We start from the raw sequence: 12,857 nt of genomic DNA, 5'->3' as shown, positions 1-12,857 counted from the left end.
CCTCAACGGGTATTCCATTCGTGCACGGTCAGCTCGGAAGCGTGCATCGTCACCAGCGGATCGGTGGCGACGATGGCCCGCGCCTGTTCCAGGCTCTCGACATTGCACAGCACATAGGCGCCACCGCTGCCATCGGCGAAACCACCGGTCAGCTGCAGCTTTCCCTGTGCCTGCAACGCCTCGAGGAAATCGCGGTGCGGCTGCACCGCCGCATCGTTGAAGTCCGGCCGGCGCATCGCCATCACCAGATAGACAGTGCCCGCCATCAGGACAGCGCCTGCCAGCGTGCGCGCAGTTCGTCCAGGCGCAGATCGGCAGCCGAGCCCGGCGATACACGCGCAGCCAGGCTGCCTTCCGGGGTACGTCCCTGCCCTGCGCTGTCGGCACCGGCTGCAGCGGCCTTGTAGGCCTCGCGGAACGGCACACCGGCCACCGCCGCTTCCACGGCGACGTCGGTGGCATACATGCCCGAATCGATCGCTGCGCGCAGCCTGTCGTCACGCCACTCCAGATTGGCCAGCAGCGCCGGCAGCAGTTCCAGCGCGGCCAGGCCACGGCCGAAGCCGTGGAAGATGGCGCCCTTGGACGACTGCAGGTCACGGTGATAACCCGAAGGCAGCGACAGCAGCTGCTCGATCTCGGTGCGCGCGGCGGCGACGCTGGCGTGGGTCGCACGCATCAGCTCGATCACGTCCGGGTTGCGCTTGTTGGGCATGATCGAACTGCCGGTGGTGTACTGCGCCGGCAGCGCGACGAAGCCGAACTCGGCGCTGGTGAACAGCGACAGGTCCCAGGCGATGCGGCGCAGGTCCAGCGTAGCGCCACCGAGTGCTTCCAGCGCGGCCAGCTCGAACTTGCCGCGCGACAGCTGTGCGTAGATCGGCGAGATCTGCATGCGCGCGAAACCGAGCGCGGCCGTGGTGTGCTCGCGGTCCAGCGGCAGGTTCACCCCGTAGCCGGCGGCGGTGCCGAGCGGATTGGCGTCGACCAGCGCATGGGTGTCACGGGCGCGGATGGCGTTGTCGATGAAGGCCTCGGCCCATCCGGCCCACCACATGCCGGCCGAAGAGACCACGGCGCGCTGGATATGGGTATAGCCGGGAATCGGCAGGTCCTTCTCGGCCTGCGCACGGTCCAGCGCGATCTTGGCCACGTCGGTGCTGAGCCCGGCCACGCGCAGCAGCTTCTCCTTCAGCCACAGGCGGGTGGCGACCAGGATCTGGTCATTGCGGCTGCGGCCGGTGTGGATCTTGCGGCCAGCGTCGCCGAGGCGTTCGGTCAAACGCGCTTCGATTGCTGAGTGACCGTCTTCGTACTGCGTATCCAGCACGAAGCGGCCTTCACGGAAATCCTGCGCCAGCACGTCGAGCTCGCGCAGCAGGCCTGCCAGCTCGTCGGCGCTGAGGATGCCGATGTGCTGCAGGCCCTGCGCATGCGCGGCGCTGGCAGCGATGTCATGCAGGAAGAACTCGCGGTCGAGGATCACATCGTCGCCGGCGAGGAAGGTCTGGATCTGGGCGTCGACAGCGACGCCGGGCTTCTGCCAAAGAAGGTCTGCCATGGGGGCTCCGGAAGGCGTGTTCAGTGCGGGATCGACGTCAGTTCGTCGATGCCCAGCGCAAGGTTGAGGTTCTGCATGGCCTGGGTGGCCGCGCCCTTGAGCAGGTTGTCCAAGGTCGCCACCACCACCACCCGCTTGCCGCCCGGGGCCAGGGTGAAGCCACCGACCTGGGCACCGTGGCGGCCGGCGATGCGGCTGACCCACGGCGCTTCATCCACCACTTCGATCAGGGGTTCGCCGGCATAGGCCTGCTGGAAGCGCTCGACGATCTGTTCGCGGGTCTGCACGCGGTTCAGCCACAGGTTGGCGGTCAGCGTGATGCCGCGGAAATGCGGCGCGACGTGCGGCATGAACTCGACGGCCACGCCCAGCTGCACCGACACCTCGCGCTCGTGCACGTGGTTGGTCAGCGCATACGGCATCAGGTTGTCGGCCAGCAGTTCGACGTTGTTCTTGTCCGACGGCGTGGTACCGGCACCGGAGTAGCCGGAGACACCGAAGCACTGCGGCGGGCCGGCCAGCAGGTCCAGCAGCGGATGCACCGCCAGCTGCATCGCCGTGGCATAGCAGCCCGGGTTGCTGATGTGCTTCTGGCCGTTGTAGCGGCCGCGGGTCAGCTCCGGCAGGCCGTAATACCAGCTGTTGTCGAAGCGGTAGTCGGCCGAGAGATCGACGATGACGGTGTCCGGCTTGGCGGCTTCAAGCGCGGCCACGAACGGTGCGGCCAGGCCGTTGGGCAGGGCTAGGATCACCGCGTCCACGGCTTTGGCGGCCACCGCGTCGGCATCCAGGTTCTCGTACTGCAGCTCGCCCTGGAATTCCGGGTGGTGGTCGGACAGGCGCTGCCCGGCGCGCTCGCGCGAGGAGACGAAGGCCAGTTCCAGGCGCGGATGGGCGGCCACCAGCTTGATCAGCTCGGCGCCGGTATGGCCGCGGGCCCCGACGATGCCCAGGGTGAAAGTCGAATCGTTCATGCGTGGCTGTCCAGGCGGTACTGCAGGTGGCGCTTCACGCCCTGCCATTCCGCATCGATGATGGAGAAGATGACGGTGTCGCGCGGCGTGCCGTCGGCATGCCGCTTGTGGTTGCGCAGCACGCCATCCTGCTTGGCGCCGAGGCGTGCGATGGCGGTGCGCGAGGTGAAGTTGAACCAGCTGGTCTCGAACACGACGCTCAGGCACTGCAACCGCTCGAACGCGTGGCTGAGCAGCATCAGCTTGGTCTCGGTGTTGACCCCGGTGCGTTGCGCAGACTCGCCATACCAGGTGTAACCGATACTCAGGCGCGGCACGTCCGCTTGCAGATCGTAGTAGCGGGTGGTACCGACAATCTGGTCGTTGGCATCGAACACCACGAACGGCAGCACCCTGCCTTCGGCCTGCGCCTGCAGCGCTGCCTGCACGTAGCCGGCCATGGTCTTCGCATCGGGCACCTGGGTGTACCAGAGCCTGGACAACGCGCCATCGCCAAGCGCGCCGCGCAGGCCATCGATATGCCCCATCTGCAGCGGCTCCAGCCGCGCATGGGTGCCCGCCAGCGTAGGGACCTTGGTCCAGTCGGCATGGTTCATGTGTTCAGCCCTGCAGGCTCGGCGCGCGCCGGGCGCAATGGTCGACATAGGTCTTGATCCGGTCGATGCCGTCGGCGCCGAACCAGAACACCTTCCAGTGGTCCTGCTTGTAGCAGCCGTCGGATTCAGCGTAATAGAAGTGGTTGATCGGATTGCCATGGCGCGAACGCCAGAACAGCTGCGGGGTTTCCTCCAGCATCACGTTCCAGACCGCGCGGCCCAGGCCCTCGCCCTGCGCATCGTCGAGCACGGCGAACTTGTCCAGGTACACGCCCTCGGCCTCGTCGGTGAGGATCACCGCGGTGCGGTAGTTCTCGCTGACGTAGGCGCGCAGCAGCTTCGTCTTTTCGAAGTACTCCGGCACCAGGGTGCGGCCGAAGCTGGATTCGATCAGGCCCTTCAGGCGCGGCAGGTCCAGCGCGTTCCAGGCGGTGGCGCGCAGCACCTTCTCGCCCTTGCGCACAAGCGTCCCCGAACCCTTGTGGGTGAACAGTTCCTTGGCCAGATCGGCCGGGCGCGTGATCGACACCGACGATTCCAGCGGCAGGCGGTCGAGCAGATCCTTGATCTGTTCGATCTTCACCTTCATGCCGCCGTGGATCCACGGCTGCGCGATCAGGTGGTCGTACTCGGTGGACAGGTTGATCGAATCGATCACGTTGCCCTGCTCGTCCAGCAGGCCGCCGGTGCCGGTCAGGAAGATGATCTTGTACGGCTGCAGTTCCTGCACCAGCTCGTTGGCGGCGAAGTCGGCGTTGACGTTGAGGATCTGGCCGCCAGCGGTCTCGCCCAGGCTGGTGATGACCGGGATCGACCCGGCACGCAGGCTGGCCTCGATCGGTGCCAGGTTGACCTTCTTCACCTCGCCGACCAGGCCGTAGGTGTCCACGTCCAGGTACTCGGCCTCGAACACGCCGCCGGTGATCGAGGTGGCGCGCGCGCCGTTCTGCTGCAACGCCTCGACCAGGCGCAGGTTGGACTGCTGGAACACCCGGCGCACGATCGCCAGCGCTTCCGGCGACGTCACGCGCAGGCCGTTGACGGTCTGCTTCTCGATGCCGGCGGCCGACAGTTCGGCATCCAGCTGCGGGCCGGCGCCGTGCAGCACGATCGGGGTCAGCCCGACTTCCTGCAGGAACGACAGCGAGGAGGTCAGCGCGTCGAGGTCGTCGCGCAGCACCGCGCCGCCGACCTTGACCACGGCGAAGCGCTTGGCGTCCAGCTGCGAGAAGCGCTTGAGGTACTGGCTGATCTCCTTCGCGCTGGCCATGCTGGAAAGCAGGCGCACGATGGTCTGGCGGGTCTGGCGGTGGGGCTGGAGGGCAGGAGACATTTCGGTTTCGTCACAGGCGGCGGTCGCCGCGTTGCAGTTCCACCCGGCCAGGGCCGGGCGGCGTTGTAGGGTCGATCAGGCGCCGGCGGCGATGATGCGATGCACGGCGTCGGCGTAGCGCTGCAGCTGCTCCAGCGTCACAAACTCATCGGCGGTGTGGGCTTGGGCGATGTCGCCCGGGCCGAACACCAGCGTGGTGTAGCCACCGGCGGAGAACAGCGAGGCCTCGGTCCAGAAGTCCACCGCGTTGCCGATCGGCAGCTCCAGCGCATCGGCCACATCGCGCGCCAGCAGGCGGCGGTTCTCGGCCTCGGCGATGTCACCGGCCGGCAGGCTGGGGCCACGGAACGTTTCGGTGAACACGGCGGCTTCCGGTTCGGCGAAACCGGCGAAGGTCGCCAGCAGGCCATCGATGTCCATCGACGGCAGCGGGCGGAACCCGAAGCGCACCTCAGCAGCCGGTGCGATCATGTTGGCCTTGATCCCGCCTTCGACGCGACCGATGTTGAAGCGCAGCCCGGTCAGCCCGCCGAAGCGGGCCGAGGCCAGCGATTCCACATGGTCCAGTGCACGGTTGCCCCAGCGCATGGCCTGGTGCAGCGCGCTGGCGGCCGCGTCCTGCTTGCCGGACGCATGGCCGGCGCGGCCGGCGAACTGCATCAGCACCGAGCTGATGCCACGATGCGCCAGCACCGCTTCACTCATGGTCGGCTCGGCCACCAGCACCGCTTCATACGGCAGGCCACGGGCCAGGAACGCGGCGATACAGCGCGGATCGTTGGCTTCCTCGTCGCTGGAGAACAGGAAGGCGGCATCGCCATCGCTGGCATTGGCCGCCGCCACCAGCGCAGCGGCGGCGCCCTTGATGTCACACACGCCCAAGCCGACCACGCGGTCGTCCAGGCGGCGCATCACATGCGGGTCGGCACTCCAGTGCGGCGAGTCCGGCACGGTGTCCAGGTGCACGTTGAACAGGTACTTCGGCGTCCCGCGCACGGCGTACAGGCTGACTGCACCGGCGCCATGGTCGATCACCTCGACGTTGAAGCCGGGCAGGTTGTCGCGCAGGTAATCGAAGATGCCACCGGTGGTGATCGCACGCGGCGGGTTGCGGGTGTCGAAGGACACCAGGGCCTGCAGGTGATCGAGCGTCTGTTCAAGCATGTGTCTGAATATCCGTAGGGTTCGAAATCGGTAGTGCCGGCCGCTGGCCGGCTCCGCAATGATCCAGCCGTGCCACGAGCCGGCCAGCGGCCGGCACTACCCTCCATCGACGTTGCGAGGCGCCGGCCAGCGGCCGGCACCCCGTCACAGGTCAACCGCGGTTGACCTGCGCGTAAACGGTGGAGCTCATGCCGAACAGCTTGATGAAGCCTTCAGCCTCCTCCACGCCCCAGTCGGCCGACTGCGCGTAGGTGGCGCCCTTGGTGTTGAGCAGGTGCGGCGACTTCACGGCCACCGCATCGACGCGGCCACCACGGGTTTCCAGCACCACTTCGCCGTTGACCTTGGCCTGCGAGGACTTCAGGAAGGCTTCGATGTCGGTCTTCAGCGGGTCGTGGTAGAAGCCTTCGTACACCAGCTCCACCCACTTGCGTGCCACGTCCGGCTTGAAGCGGTTCTGCTGCTTGGTCAGCACCGCATCTTCCAGCGCACGGTGTGCGGCCAGCAGCGAAACCAGGCCCGGGGCCTCGAACACGATGCGGCCCTTCAGGCCGATCACGGTGTCGCCGGTGTAGACGCCGCGGCCCACGCCGTACGGGGCGAACAGCTTGTTGAGCTGGGCCAGGATCTGGTCGCCCGGCAGCGCCTTGCCGTCCAGTTCGACGGCTTCGCCTTCAACGAACTTCAGGGTCACGGTCAGGGCCTGCTCCGGCCACTCGCTGCGCGGTGCGCACCAGCCACGCGCGCCCTCGCCCGGAGCTTCCCACCGGTCGATCTCGCCGCCGGACATGGTCAGGCCCAGCAGGTTCTCGTTGATGGTGTAGGCCTGCTGCTTGGCGCGCACGCCGAAGCCACGCTCTTCCAGGTACTTCTGCTCGTAGGCGCGGGTCTGGGTGTGTTCCTTCTGGATCTCGCGGATCGGCGCGATGATCTGGTAGTCGCCCAGCGCCTTCACGGCCAGGTCGAAGCGGACCTGGTCGTTGCCCATGCCGGTGCAACCGTGGGCGATGATGTTGGTGCCCAGCTCGGCAGCACGCTTCAGCGCGGCATCGACGATCAGGTAGCGGTCCGAGACCAGCAGCGGGTACTGGCCCTGGTAGCCTTCGCCGGCCCACACAAACGGCTTGACGAAGCCCTCCCAGATGGCCGGGCCACCGTTGACGGTAAGGTGGCTCGCCACGCCCAGTTCGGCGGCGCGCTTCTCGATGAAGTCACGCTCTTCATCATCGACGCCGCCGGTGTCGGCGAACACGGTGTGCACGTTGTAGCCGCGCTCCTGCAGGTACGGCACGCAGAAGCTGGTATCCAGGCCGCCGGAGAAGGCGAGAACGACGTCTTTGTTGCTCATGGGGGTCAGGTCCACTTGGGGGATGGGAATTCGGTAGAGCCGACCGTTGGTCGGCTGGAATATTGGATGCGCCGCTGCGGGAGCAGCCGACCAACGGTCGGCTCTACCCCTTGTTCGATCTAGCGCCCGGCAACCGCCGCCATGATCGCCTTCTGCACGTGCAGGCGGTTCTCGGCTTCGTTGATGGCGATGCACTGCGGCGAATCCATCACCGCGTCGGTGGCCTTCACGTTGCGGCGCAGCGGCAGGCAGTGGCTGAACACACCATTGTTGGTCAGCGCCATCTTCCGCTCGTCCACGATGAAGTGCTTGAACTGGTCGCGGATCGGCTTCTCCGGTTCCCAGTTGCCGAAGAACGGCAGCGCGCCCCAGCTCTTGGCGTAGACCACGTCGGCGCCGGCGTAGGCGCTGTCGATGTCATGGCTGATCTTCAGCGAGCCGCCGCTCTCGGCCACGTTCTGCTCGGCCCAGCCCATGTAACGCTCGTCGAGGATGTAGTCGGCGGTCGGGCACAGCAGGGTCACGTCCATGCCCATGCGGGTGGCGATGGTCAGCGCCGAATTGGCAACGGCGGTGTTCAGCGGCTTGGGGTGGTAGGTCCAGGTCAGCACGTACTTCTTGCCACGCAGGTCCTGGGTGCCGAAGTGCTCCTGCAGGGCCATGATGTGGGCCAGCTCCTGGCACGGGTGGGTGATGGTCTCCATGTTGATGACCGGCACCGGCGAGTACCTGGCGAAGCTGTTGAGGACGATGTCCTGGCGGTCGTAGGCCCAGTCGATGAACTTGGGGAACGCACGCACGGCGATGATGTCGCAGTAGCGACCCAGCACCTTGGCCACTTCAGCGATGTGCTCTTCGGTATCGCCGTCCATCACCGTGCCGAGGTTGAACTCGATCGGCCACGCATCCTTGCCCGGCTGCAGCACCACCGCGTGGGCACCGAGCTGGAACGCGCCCAGTTCGAAGCTGGTGCGGGTGCGCATGGACGGGTTGAAGAACACCAGCGCGATCGACTTGCCCTTGAGCTGGTCGCCGAGCTTGTTGCGCTTGAACAGCGCCGCCTGGGTCAACAGCGCGTCGAGATCGCTGCGGCTCCAGTCCTGGGTGTTCAGGAAGTGCTTGGGGGACATCATCTTTCCTTGCGTGGCGGCGCCGGTTTCGACGCGGTGGAAGGGAAAACAGGAATCAAAGGTGGAGCGGGAAGATTGCAGTTGCAGCTTTCAGAAGATGCATTTTCGAAGCGCGGAAACGAAAAAACCCAGCCGGCGGGCTGGGTTTTTTCGGACGAACAGCAAAAAGCTCCGGTTACCCAGCGAGGATGTGGGGTTCCGGTCGACGCGCACGCGAGGTCATGCCCGACGCCTGTCGGGCTGCGCTGCTGTCGTGCTGGAAGTCGGTGAGCTTCATGGTCAACCATCTTTGCATGCGGCCGAGGCCGGCGCAAGGGCCGGGGTCCCAGAATCAGGGATTGCTGGCCGTGCCCTGCTCCGGGCCGACCCAGGGCGTGATCGACACCCGGATCTTGAGCCGGTTGCCGGGGTCTTCCGGCAGCCGCGAACGGTACTTGGTGCCCTTGTAAACGTAATCCACGTCGTAGGCGATGGGCCGGCGGAATTCACGCCCCACCGGCACGATGCGGCAGTCGCGGGTCAGCATCGGGCCAGTGTTGGCCGGTGCCGGGGCCGGCGTCTCGGCTCCGGGCTCCTCAACGGCCTCTTCGTCGCTGCGCTTGAACATCGAGCGCACCGAGTCCCAGAAGCGGCTGATCCGGCCCTTGTCCTCGACCGGCTCCTCGCCGGTCACGTTCACCGGGGCCAGGGTCCGGGTCGACACCGGCTCGCAGTGCTCCTCGGTGCGGGTCGCGCGCAGGGTCTGGAACACCGGCTCCACGTTCAGCACCTGGGCGTAGTCGAACTTCACGTTCTCAACGATCACCACCCGGTTGCGGGGCTCGGCCTCCTGCGCCAGCACCACGGCGGGCAGCGCCGACAGGCAGGCCAGGGTCAGCAACGCGGTGGATTTCATTGGCGACGGGAGCAAGGACACGGCAATAGTGTAGGCAGTGGCGAGCGCAAGGGGCTGAACATTACCCGTCCACGCCGCTCCTGCCCACCCCACCCCGGGTGGCCCCGGCGTCCACCGGTGGCAACGGGTGCCCCCAAAGGGGGCCGACACGTTCTAAAATCACAGGCTTGTCCCCCAGCCACAGCCCCATGACCCTGCGCCTGCACAACAACCTGACTCGCCAGCTCGAACCGTTCACCCCGCTCGATCCGGCCTGTCCGACCCTGTATGTGTGCGGCCCGACGGTCTACAACTACGTGCACATCGGCAACGCCCGTGGCCCGGTGGTGTTCGGGGTGCTGGCCGACCTGCTGCGGCGCCGTTTCGGTGGCCTGCGCTACGCGCGCAACATCACCGACGTGGACGACAAGATCAACACCGCCGCGCGCGAGCAGGGCGTACCGATCAGCACCATCACCGACAGGTTTGCCGCCGCCTACCGTGAGGACATGGCCGCGCTGGGCGTGGTGCCGCCGGACATCGAGCCGGAGGTGACCGCGCACATTCCGCAGATCATCACCATGATCGAGCAGCTGATCGCCAACGGGCATGCCTACGCTGCCGAAGGCCACGTGCTGTTCGCGGTGGCCAGCTTCGATGGCTACGGCAAGCTCTCGCGCCGCGATCCGGACGAAATGCTGGCCGGCGCCCGTGTCGACGTGGCCCCGTACAAGCGTGATCCGGGTGATTTCGTGCTGTGGAAGCCGTCCAGCGACGACCTGCCCGGCTGGGCGTCGCCCTGGGGTCGTGGCCGCCCGGGCTGGCACATCGAGTGCTCGGCAATGGCCGCCGCCCACCTGGGCGAGACCATCGACATCCATGCCGGCGGCGTCGACCTGCAGTTCCCGCACCACGAGAACGAGCTTGCGCAGAGCGAGTGCGCCCACGGCGGCAAGATCTTCGCCCGCTTCTGGCTGCACAACGGCATGCTCAACTTCGGCGGCGCCAAGATGAGCAAGTCGCTGGGCAACATCGAGCGCGTGCACGACCTGGTGCGCCAGCACCCGCCGGAAGCACTGCGCCTGGCCCTGCTGTCGGCCCACTACCGGCAACCGCTGGACTGGTCCGATGGCCTGATCGAACAGTCGGTGCGCACCCTGGACCGCCTGTACGGCACCTTGCGCGAACTGGCGTCAGTCGAGGCGGTCGTTGCGATCCCGGCCACGGTCGAGGCGACCCTGGATGACGATCTGAACACTCCGCAGGCACTGGCCGAAGTGGCCCGCATCGCCGCCGATGCGCGTCGTGCCACCGATCCGGCCGAGCAGGCGCGCCTGAAGGGTGAACTGCTCGGCGCAGGACTGGCACTGGGCCTGCTGCAGGCCGATCCAGCGCAGTGGTTCGGCACTGCGGCCAGCGACGGCGGCGACGATGCCCGCATCCAGGGCCTGATCGATGAGCGTGCCGCTGCCAAGAAGGCGCGCGACTTCGCCCGTTCCGACGCCATCCGCGACCAGCTGGCCGCCGAAGGCATCGTGCTGGAAGACACCCCGCAGGGCGTGCGCTGGTCGCGCAAGCGCGGCTGACCCGCCCTGCCCCGTGGCCGGTACGCCGGCCACGCCCCCCACCGTAGAGACTGTTGTGACCGACTCCCCGTTCCCGCTTGAACCCACCGCCGCCGAGGCACAGGCTGCCATCGCCGAGGAATTCGGCTTCTTCGGCGACTGGTCCGAGCGCTACCAGTACCTGATCGACCTCGGCCGCAAGCTGCCGGCCTTCCCGGAAGAATGGAAGACCGAAGAGCATCGCCTGCTCGGCTGCCAGTCGATGGTCTGGATCGTGCCCGAAGGCAACGCGCAGTCGCTGCGCTTCCATGCCATCAGTGATTCGGCGATTGTCTCAGGCCTGATCTTCCTGGCCCTGCGTGTGTACTCCGGGCGCTCGGCGCAGGAGATCCTGGCCACCCAGCCGAGCTACATCCAGGACATCGGCCTGGCCCGCCACCTCTCGCCGACCCGCAGCAACGGCGTGGCGGCGATGCTGGCCTTCATCCGCGAGACCGCGCAGGCCCAGCTGCAGCGCGACCCGTCGTGAGCGAGCCTGCCACAGCCGAAGACAGCGCGCTGGGCCTGCTGTCCCGGCCCGGTTTCGCCAGGCTGCTGGCGTACCGCATCTTCGCGATGCTGTCCTACCAGGTGGTCGCGGTCACCGTCGGCTGGCACATCTACGAAGTCACCCGCAATCCGTTCTCGCTGGGCCTGATCGGCCTGGCCGAGGTGCTGCCGTTCTTCTGCGTGGCGCCGTTCGCCGGTTACCTGGTGGATCACCTGCCGCGCCGCCGCCTGGGCATGGTCGCCTGTTGCGGACTGATCGCCACCGCACTGGTATTGACCAGCGTGGCCATGGGCTGGCTGCCGATCGACGGCGTGTGGCCGATCTACGCAGCCATTGCGCTGACCGGCATGGTCCGCGCCTTCCTGTCGCCGATCTACAACGCCCTGTTCGCCCGCGTACTGGCCCGTGACCAGTTCGCGCGTGGCGCCGGCCTGGGCGCGGTGGTATTCCAGGCCGGCATGATCGCCGGCCCGGCACTGGGCGGCGTGCTGGTCGGCTTCGGTGGCAAGGGCCTGTCCTACGCGGTGGCCACCGCCTTCGCGCTGGTGGCGATGGCCTGCCTGGCCACGCTGAAAGTGGAGGAGCCGGTGCACACCGGACCTGCCGCGCCGATCTTCAAGAGCATCGCCGAAGGCGCGCGCTTCGTGGTCGGCAACCGGATCATGGTCGGCGCGATGGCGCTGGACATGTTCTCGGTGCTGCTGGGCGGCGTGGTGGCGATGCTGCCGGCGTTCCTGCACGAAATCCTGCACCACGGCCCGGAAGGCCTGGGCATCCTGCGCGCGATGCCGGCGCTGGGCTCGGTGTGCGTGGGCCTGTGGCTGGCCCGCCACCCGCTGCACCGCAATGCCGGCCGCGTGCTGCTGTTCGCGGTGGCCGGCTTCGGCCTGTGCGTGATCAGCTTCGGGCTGTCGCAGCACTTCTGGCTGTCGGCGCTGATCCTGCTGTTCTACGGCGCCTTCGATGGCGTCTCGGTGGTGATCCGCTCGACCATCCTGCAGCTGGCCACGCCGGAAGAAATGCGCGGTCGCGTATCGTCGATCAACGGCATCTTCATCAGTTCGTCCAACGAGCTGGGCGCGTTCTATGCCGGCACGATGGCGAAGCTGCTCGGCCTGGTACCGGCCGTGGTGCTGGGCGGGTTCGCGGTGCTGAGCGTGGCCGGGATCACCGCGTGGAAGAACCCGACGCTGCGGAAGTTGAATCTTCGCGACCTGCAGTGAGCCTGTAGAGCCGAGCCCATGCTCGGCTGCGTATTTCCGTGCGCCCACGCGCCGATAGCGCCGGGCCATGCCCGGCGGGCTCTTTCCGCGACCGCGGTGGGGTGTCGCGTTTCTTTTCGCGCGAAAAGAAAAGTAACCAAAGAAACGCTCCGCCATCCGCGAGCCGGCGCTGCGCGCCGGTGCCCTGTGCTCCTCGGTGAATCAGGGGACGGCGCGGAGAGCCAGCCGACCAGCAGTCGGCTCTACAGGATAGAGCCGCCTCCTCGCCCCTGATTCCCCTGCGGTGCTCGGCTCGCTACAAGGCGGACCCAACAGCCGCGAGCGCACGCAAGACCGCTCCTGATAGAGCCAAGCCATGCTTGGCTGCCTTTGCTTTTGCTTTTGCTCTTCCTTGCCCTCCGGCTTCGGCCTGAGCCGAGCGTGGGCTCGGCTCTACATCGGACCCACCCGCAGGCTCCACCCGATACCCGGAAGGCGCTCTACACAGCCAACTCGAACCCAACAAAAAACCCGGCCGAAGCCGGGTTTTCTGCATGACC

Annotated in this window: 12 protein-coding genes; 3 read left to right on the top strand and 9 right to left on the bottom strand. The window is 67.1% G+C overall.

Features of this window, described 5'->3' with window-relative positions:
• Positions 1-2 precede the first annotated feature (2 nt).
• The 9 genes from J3A72_RS09850 to J3A72_RS09810 form a co-directional block, all read right to left on the bottom strand.
• Positions 3-266, bottom strand: coding sequence for a YciI family protein (locus tag J3A72_RS09850; RefSeq protein WP_014647781.1), 264 nt, complete (start codon positions 264-266; stop codon positions 3-5).
• Positions 266-1,561 (bottom strand): argininosuccinate lyase, encoded by a 1,296-nt coding sequence (argH, locus tag J3A72_RS09845; protein ID WP_014647782.1) that lies wholly within the window; start codon positions 1,559-1,561, stop codon positions 266-268. The genes J3A72_RS09850 and argH overlap by 1 nt, the downstream gene beginning before the upstream one ends.
• Before the next feature lie 20 nt (positions 1,562-1,581).
• Positions 1,582-2,535 carry an N-acetyl-gamma-glutamyl-phosphate reductase gene (gene argC / locus J3A72_RS09840; RefSeq protein WP_046431732.1) on the bottom strand — a complete coding sequence of 318 codons (954 nt, stop codon included), beginning with the start codon at positions 2,533-2,535 and terminating at the stop codon, positions 1,582-1,584.
• Positions 2,532-3,131 carry a GNAT family protein gene (locus J3A72_RS09835; protein ID WP_014647784.1) on the bottom strand — a complete coding sequence of 200 codons (600 nt, stop codon included), beginning with the start codon at positions 3,129-3,131 and terminating at the stop codon, positions 2,532-2,534. The genes argC and J3A72_RS09835 overlap by 4 nt, the downstream gene beginning before the upstream one ends.
• Positions 3,132-3,135: 4 nt before the next feature.
• Positions 3,136-4,464 carry an acetylglutamate kinase gene (locus tag J3A72_RS09830; RefSeq protein ID WP_049406136.1) on the bottom strand — a complete coding sequence of 443 codons (1,329 nt, stop codon included), beginning with the start codon at positions 4,462-4,464 and terminating at the stop codon, positions 3,136-3,138.
• 75 nt (positions 4,465-4,539) lie between these two features.
• Positions 4,540-5,628, bottom strand: a complete 1,089-nt coding sequence (locus J3A72_RS09825; protein ID WP_032956124.1) for an acetylornithine deacetylase — start codon at positions 5,626-5,628, stop codon at positions 4,540-4,542.
• A 151-nt stretch (positions 5,629-5,779) separates the two neighbouring features.
• A complete protein-coding gene (locus tag J3A72_RS09820) occupies positions 5,780-6,976 on the bottom strand; it encodes an argininosuccinate synthase (RefSeq protein WP_014647787.1) in 1,197 nt (398 codons plus the stop codon).
• Between the two features lie 119 nt (positions 6,977-7,095).
• Positions 7,096-8,106 (bottom strand): N-acetylornithine carbamoyltransferase, encoded by a 1,011-nt coding sequence (locus J3A72_RS09815; RefSeq protein WP_014647788.1) that lies wholly within the window; start codon positions 8,104-8,106, stop codon positions 7,096-7,098.
• A 331-nt stretch (positions 8,107-8,437) separates the two neighbouring features.
• Positions 8,438-9,001: a hypothetical protein gene (locus J3A72_RS09810; protein WP_014647790.1), complete on the bottom strand. Its 564-nt coding sequence runs from the start codon at positions 8,999-9,001 to the stop codon at positions 8,438-8,440.
• A 188-nt stretch (positions 9,002-9,189) separates the two neighbouring features.
• On the opposite strand from J3A72_RS09810, the gene cysS reads away from it, so the two are divergent.
• The 3 genes from cysS to J3A72_RS09795 are packed head-to-tail and all read left to right on the top strand — an operon-like array spanning position 9,190 to position 12,318.
• Complete coding sequence (gene cysS, locus J3A72_RS09805; protein WP_014647791.1) at positions 9,190-10,566, top strand: cysteine--tRNA ligase; 1,377 nt, start codon at positions 9,190-9,192, stop codon at positions 10,564-10,566.
• A 55-nt stretch (positions 10,567-10,621) separates the two neighbouring features.
• Complete coding sequence (locus tag J3A72_RS09800; protein ID WP_053495087.1) at positions 10,622-11,074, top strand: SufE family protein; 453 nt, start codon at positions 10,622-10,624, stop codon at positions 11,072-11,074.
• Positions 11,071-12,318, top strand: coding sequence for an MFS transporter (locus J3A72_RS09795; protein ID WP_032956128.1), 1,248 nt, complete (start codon positions 11,071-11,073; stop codon positions 12,316-12,318). The genes J3A72_RS09800 and J3A72_RS09795 overlap by 4 nt, the downstream gene beginning before the upstream one ends.
• The last annotated feature ends 539 nt before the right edge of the window (positions 12,319-12,857 follow it).

Source organism: Stenotrophomonas sp. PvP093, assembly GCF_017876915.1.
GTDB lineage: Bacteria > Pseudomonadota > Gammaproteobacteria > Xanthomonadales > Xanthomonadaceae > Stenotrophomonas > Stenotrophomonas muris.
The sequence above is the reverse complement of the archived record's forward strand: the minus strand, read 5'-3'. Positions and strand labels throughout refer to the sequence as shown.

Excerpts from the sequence above, each read along its gene's own strand:
- J3A72_RS09850 (WP_014647781.1), bottom strand. The coding sequence starts at position 266 with ATGGCGGGCACTGTCTATCTGGTGATGGCGATGCGCCGGCCGGACTTC.
- argH (WP_014647782.1), bottom strand. The coding sequence starts at position 1,561 with ATGGCAGACCTTCTTTGGCAGAAGCCCGGCGTCGCTGTCGACGCCCAG.
- argC (WP_046431732.1), bottom strand. The coding sequence starts at position 2,535 with ATGAACGATTCGACTTTCACCCTGGGCATCGTCGGGGCCCGCGGCCAT.
- J3A72_RS09835 (WP_014647784.1), bottom strand. The coding sequence starts at position 3,131 with ATGAACCATGCCGACTGGACCAAGGTCCCTACGCTGGCGGGCACCCAT.
- J3A72_RS09830 (WP_049406136.1), bottom strand. The coding sequence starts at position 4,464 with ATGTCTCCTGCCCTCCAGCCCCACCGCCAGACCCGCCAGACCATCGTG.
- J3A72_RS09825 (WP_032956124.1), bottom strand. The coding sequence starts at position 5,628 with ATGCTTGAACAGACGCTCGATCACCTGCAGGCCCTGGTGTCCTTCGAC.
- J3A72_RS09820 (WP_014647787.1), bottom strand. The coding sequence starts at position 6,976 with ATGAGCAACAAAGACGTCGTTCTCGCCTTCTCCGGCGGCCTGGATACC.
- J3A72_RS09815 (WP_014647788.1), bottom strand. The coding sequence starts at position 8,106 with ATGTCCCCCAAGCACTTCCTGAACACCCAGGACTGGAGCCGCAGCGAT.
- J3A72_RS09810 (WP_014647790.1), bottom strand. The coding sequence starts at position 9,001 with ATGAAATCCACCGCGTTGCTGACCCTGGCCTGCCTGTCGGCGCTGCCC.
- cysS (WP_014647791.1), top strand. The coding sequence starts at position 9,190 with ATGACCCTGCGCCTGCACAACAACCTGACTCGCCAGCTCGAACCGTTC.